This is a genomic window from Arhodomonas sp. KWT (genome assembly GCF_010993615.1).
This window is the reverse complement of record NZ_WNXE01000083.1, coordinates 1-3,874: the sequence shown is the minus strand read 5'-3', so window position 1 is coordinate 3,874 and position 3,874 is coordinate 1. Positions and strand designations below refer to the sequence as shown.

Sequence of the window (3,874 nt, the reverse complement as noted above, 5' to 3'; positions counted from 1 at the left end):
CATCTACCAGATCTACGATGTCTGCGGGCGCCCCTGGCCCATCAGCGCCTCCACCGACCAGACCATTGGCGGCGCGCTTACGTGGATCCCGTCGGCGATGATGAGCGTGCTCGGCGTGGTCATCGTGCTCGCCTTCTGGCACCGCCATGAGCGGGGCGCCGCGGCCCGGGCGCGGAACGCGCCGGCGTCCACGGCATCCACCTGATTACGGGAAAACGATCGAGGTCCGACCCATGCGAGAGATGCGAACGGCAGCGGTGACGGCGATGCTGGCCCTGGTGCTGGTGGCCTGCGCCAGCGGCGACTGGCGCACCAAGGACATCTCCGGGATGATGCCCGAGCTTGCCTTCAGCCTGACCGACGAGAACGGCCAGTCGGTCACCGCGGAGGACTATCGCGGCAAGGTGACGCTGCTGTTCTTCGGTTACACGTTCTGCCCGGATGTCTGCCCGGTCACCCTTGCGCGGCTGAGCCGGATCCTCGGTGAGCTGGACGACGACGCCCGCCGGGACGTGCAGGTGCTGTTCGTGAGCGTGGACCCGCGGCGGGATACGCCGGAGCGACTGCGCGCCTACACCAGCGCCTTCGGCGGCGACTTCATCGGTCTGACCGGGACCCAGGACCAGCTGAAGGCGCTGAACAAGCGCTACCGCGTCACCTACGGTTACGGCGAGGCGGACGAGGACGGCAACTACGTGGTCTCCCACAGCGGCGCGGTTTTCGTGTTCAACCGCGCCGGCGAGGCGCGGCTGCTGGTCCGCGACAGCGACCCGGTGGAGGCGGTGCTCGCGGACCTGCGCCGGATCATCCAGTCCGGCTGAGCCCGCCGGCCCGTCACGGGCCGGCGGGTGGGCGGCGGGTCACAGCTCCGGGAAGAGGTCCCGGTCGGTGACCGCGCCGTAGCACGCGGAGCTGACCAGCTTCGCGTACTTGCCGAGCACGCCGCGGCGGTAGTTCGGTGGCCGCGGCTGCCACGCCTCGCGGCGGCGGGCCAGGGTGGCCTCGTCGATGTCCAGCGAGAGCAGGTTGCGGTCGGCGTCGATGGTCACGGTGTCGCCCTCCTCGACCAGGGCGATGGTGCCGCCCACCGCGGCCTCCGGCGCCACGTGGCCGACCACCATGCCGTAGGTCCCGCCGGAGAAGCGCCCGTCGGTGATCAGACCCACCGAGTCGCCGAGCCCGCGGCCGATGATCGCCGAGGTCGGGGCGAGCATCTCGCGCATGCCGGGGCCGCCCTTCGGCCCCTCGTAGCGGATCACCAGCACATCGCCCGCCTGGATCCGGTCCGCGAGGATGGCCTCCATGGCCTCCTCCTCGGAGTCGAACACCCGCGCCGGGCCGCTGATGCGGCGCTTCTTGATGCCGGTGACCTTGGCCACGGCGCCTTCCTCGGCGAGGTTGCCGCGGAGGATGGCGAGGTGGCCGTGCTCGTAGACCGGGTCACTGAAGGGGTGGATGATGGACTGCTCCGCTGGCGGCTGCCCGGGCACGTCCGCGAGCAGGTCCGCCAGTGGCTCGCCGGTGATGGTCAGGCAGTCGCCGTGGAGCAGGCCGTTGGCAAGGAGGATCTTGAGCACCTGCGGGGTGCCGCCGACGGCGTGGAACTCCGTCGCCAGGTACGTGCCGGAGGGCTTGAGGTCGCAGAGCACCGGCACCCGCTGGCGGATGCGCTCGACGTCGTCGATGGAGAAGTCCACCTCGGCGGCCTGGGCGATCGCGAGCAGGTGGAGCACCGCGTTGGTGGAGCCGCCCACCGCCATCACCAGGGTGAAGGCGTTCTCGAATGCCTTGCGGGTCATGATGTCGCGGGGCAGGCGCTGGTGGCGGATCGCGTCGACCAGCACCTCGCCGGCGCGCTCGGCCACCTCGCGGGCCTCATCGTCCTCGGCGGCGACGGTGGAGGAGCCCGGCAGGCTCATGCCCATGGCCTCGAACGCCGACGACATGGTGTTGGCCGTGTACATTCCGCCACAGGAGCCGGCGCCCGGGCAGGCGTTCTTCTCGATGGCGTTGAGCTCCTCGTCGGACATGTTGCCCGCCGCATGCTGGCCCACCGCCTCGAAGGCGCTCACCAGGTTGAGCGTGCGGCCCTCGTAGTAGCCGGGCTTGATGGTGCCGCCGTAGACGAAGATGCCGGGGATGTTCAGCCGGGCCAGGGCGATCATGGCGCCGGGCATGTTCTTGTCGCAGCCGCCGGTGGCGAGGATCCCGTCCAGGCGCTGGCCGTTGCAGACGGTCTCGATGGAGTCGGCGATGACCTCGCGGGAGACCAGCGAGAACTTCATCCCCTCGGTGCCCATGGAGATGCCGTCGGAGATGGTGATGGTGCCGAACTTCACCGGCATCGCGCCGGCACGCTTGAGCGCGGCCTCCGCGCGCTCGGCCTGGGCACCGATGCCGAGGTTGCAGGGGGTGATGGTGGAGTGGGCGTTACCGACACCGACGATGGGCTTGTCGAAGTCCTCGTCGGTGAAGCCCACGGCACGCATCATCGCCCGGTTGGGCGTGCGTGCCACCCCCTGTGTGATCACTCGGCTTCGGCGGTTGTCGGCCATGGTTGTTCCTCGCTGGCTTTCTCGGCGTGAGCGGATGGTGCTCGGGGACGAGCGTTTCCGAAACGGATTAACTGGCTCTTCTCAAAGGTATTGTCGTGTGCCGGAGCGGGTCGGAGGCCGGGCGCATCCGCGCCCGCGCGGCTCACGTCGAGCGGCTGCGGCGCCGCCGTTCCCGCCGGGCCGGTCCGTGCGCCGCCGCCGCGTTGTCCAGCGCGCATGTCGCCCGGCCACACCGGGCGGCTCGTGCGTCCTGCCGCGTCGGCGGACGGATCGGCTGACGCATGACAATTGTTCTGAGAAGATTAGTAAGTTACGAGAACTGGCGGAATCAGGCAATGCACGGCCCTTGCCTCGTGGCCGGGGGCGTGAATAATGACCCCTTCGGGGCAGGCGCCGGCGAACGGTCATGGCATCTATCGGTCCACCGGCAGTATCCATCGGCAATGGCCAGCGCACCGATGTCCGGGCAATGGGCCGGGCGCGCGAGCTCGCCGTCAGGGATCGCGAGGTGCGCGCCCACGAGCGGGCGCATCAGGCGGCTGGCGGCGCCCACGCCGGTGCCATCAGCTATGACTACCGGCGCGGCCCTGACGGCCAGCGCTATGCCGTCAGCGGCGAGGTGGCGCTGGATCTCTCCCGTGAGGAATCGCCCGGCGCGACCCTGCAGAAGATGCAGCAGGTCCGTCATGCGGCGCTGGCGCCGGCGTCGCCGTCGGCGGCCGACCGCCGTATCGCGGCCGCCGCAGCGGCGCGGGCGAACGACGCCCGCGCGGAGCTCGCCCGCGGCGGCAACGGCGCGCTGGTGCAGCGTGATACCCCCGCCGGCGATGCGGCGGGCGGTGGGCCCACCGGCCGTTACGCCGAGGTCGCCGCCATGACCGGCGGCGAGCTCATGCGTCTCGGCGGCCGCCTGGACCTCAGCGCCTGAGGCCGTCCCGACATACTTGCCGATCCGTTCAACGGCAATGCCGCGCGCGTGGTCCGGCCCGGCGTGCTCCCGACGCGCGTGTCCCCCGGCATTCGGGGCCCGGTTGACCGGATCCGTCCAACCAGGAGGCAGAATGGGCAGTCCCCGCGCGCGCTACGAGCAGGCGCTGCGACGCGACGATTTCGTGCACGATCCCGCCCAGGCCCGGGCGGTGGATGCCCTCGAGGGGCTCTACCAGCGACTGTGCGCCGCCGGCCCGCGGCCGGAGCCGGCCGGCGGGGGGCTCGGCGGGCTGTGGCGGCGGCTGCGCGGCGCGCCGGAGACCGTGGAGCCGGAGACCGGCGTGTACCTCTGGGGCAGTGTCGGCCGGGGCAAGACCTGGCTGATGGAT

General features: G+C 71.0%; 4 protein-coding genes and 1 pseudogene. 4 read left to right on the top strand and 1 reads right to left on the bottom strand.

The window, feature by feature from the left end; genetic code table 11:
- Together G7A99_RS25500 and G7A99_RS12290 are read left to right on the top strand one after the other, a co-directional pair.
- Positions 1-205 (top strand): annotated as a pseudogene (locus G7A99_RS25500) (cytochrome c oxidase assembly protein); the annotation flags it as partial.
- A gap of 28 nt (positions 206-233) precedes the next feature.
- Complete coding sequence (locus tag G7A99_RS12290; RefSeq protein ID WP_240466263.1) at positions 234-821, top strand: SCO family protein; 588 nt, start codon at positions 234-236, stop codon at positions 819-821.
- Positions 822-860: 39 nt separating this feature from the next.
- On the opposite strand, the gene ilvD is transcribed toward G7A99_RS12290, so the two are convergent.
- Positions 861-2,555, bottom strand: a complete 1,695-nt coding sequence (gene ilvD / locus G7A99_RS12285) for a dihydroxy-acid dehydratase (protein ID WP_163140534.1) — start codon at positions 2,553-2,555, stop codon at positions 861-863.
- Between the two features lie 406 nt (positions 2,556-2,961).
- Here ilvD and G7A99_RS12280 point away from each other — a divergent pair, with 406 nt between their 5' ends.
- On the top strand, positions 2,962-3,483 hold the full coding sequence (locus tag G7A99_RS12280) for a putative metalloprotease CJM1_0395 family protein (RefSeq protein WP_163140532.1): 522 nt from the start codon (positions 2,962-2,964) through the stop codon (positions 3,481-3,483).
- 133 nt (positions 3,484-3,616) lie between these two features.
- A partial coding sequence (gene zapE, locus G7A99_RS12275) for an AFG1/ZapE family ATPase (RefSeq protein ID WP_163140530.1) occupies positions 3,617-3,874 on the top strand: 258 nt, incomplete at its 3' end.

What these genes read in the sequence shown, in the direction of transcription:
- G7A99_RS12290 (WP_240466263.1), top strand. Translation starts at nt 234, where the DNA reads ATGCGAGAGATGCGAACGGCAGCGGTGACGGCGATGCTGGCCCTGGTG.
- ilvD (WP_163140534.1), bottom strand. Translation starts at nt 2,555, where the DNA reads ATGGCCGACAACCGCCGAAGCCGAGTGATCACACAGGGGGTGGCACGC.
- G7A99_RS12280 (WP_163140532.1), top strand. Translation starts at nt 2,962, where the DNA reads ATGGCATCTATCGGTCCACCGGCAGTATCCATCGGCAATGGCCAGCGC.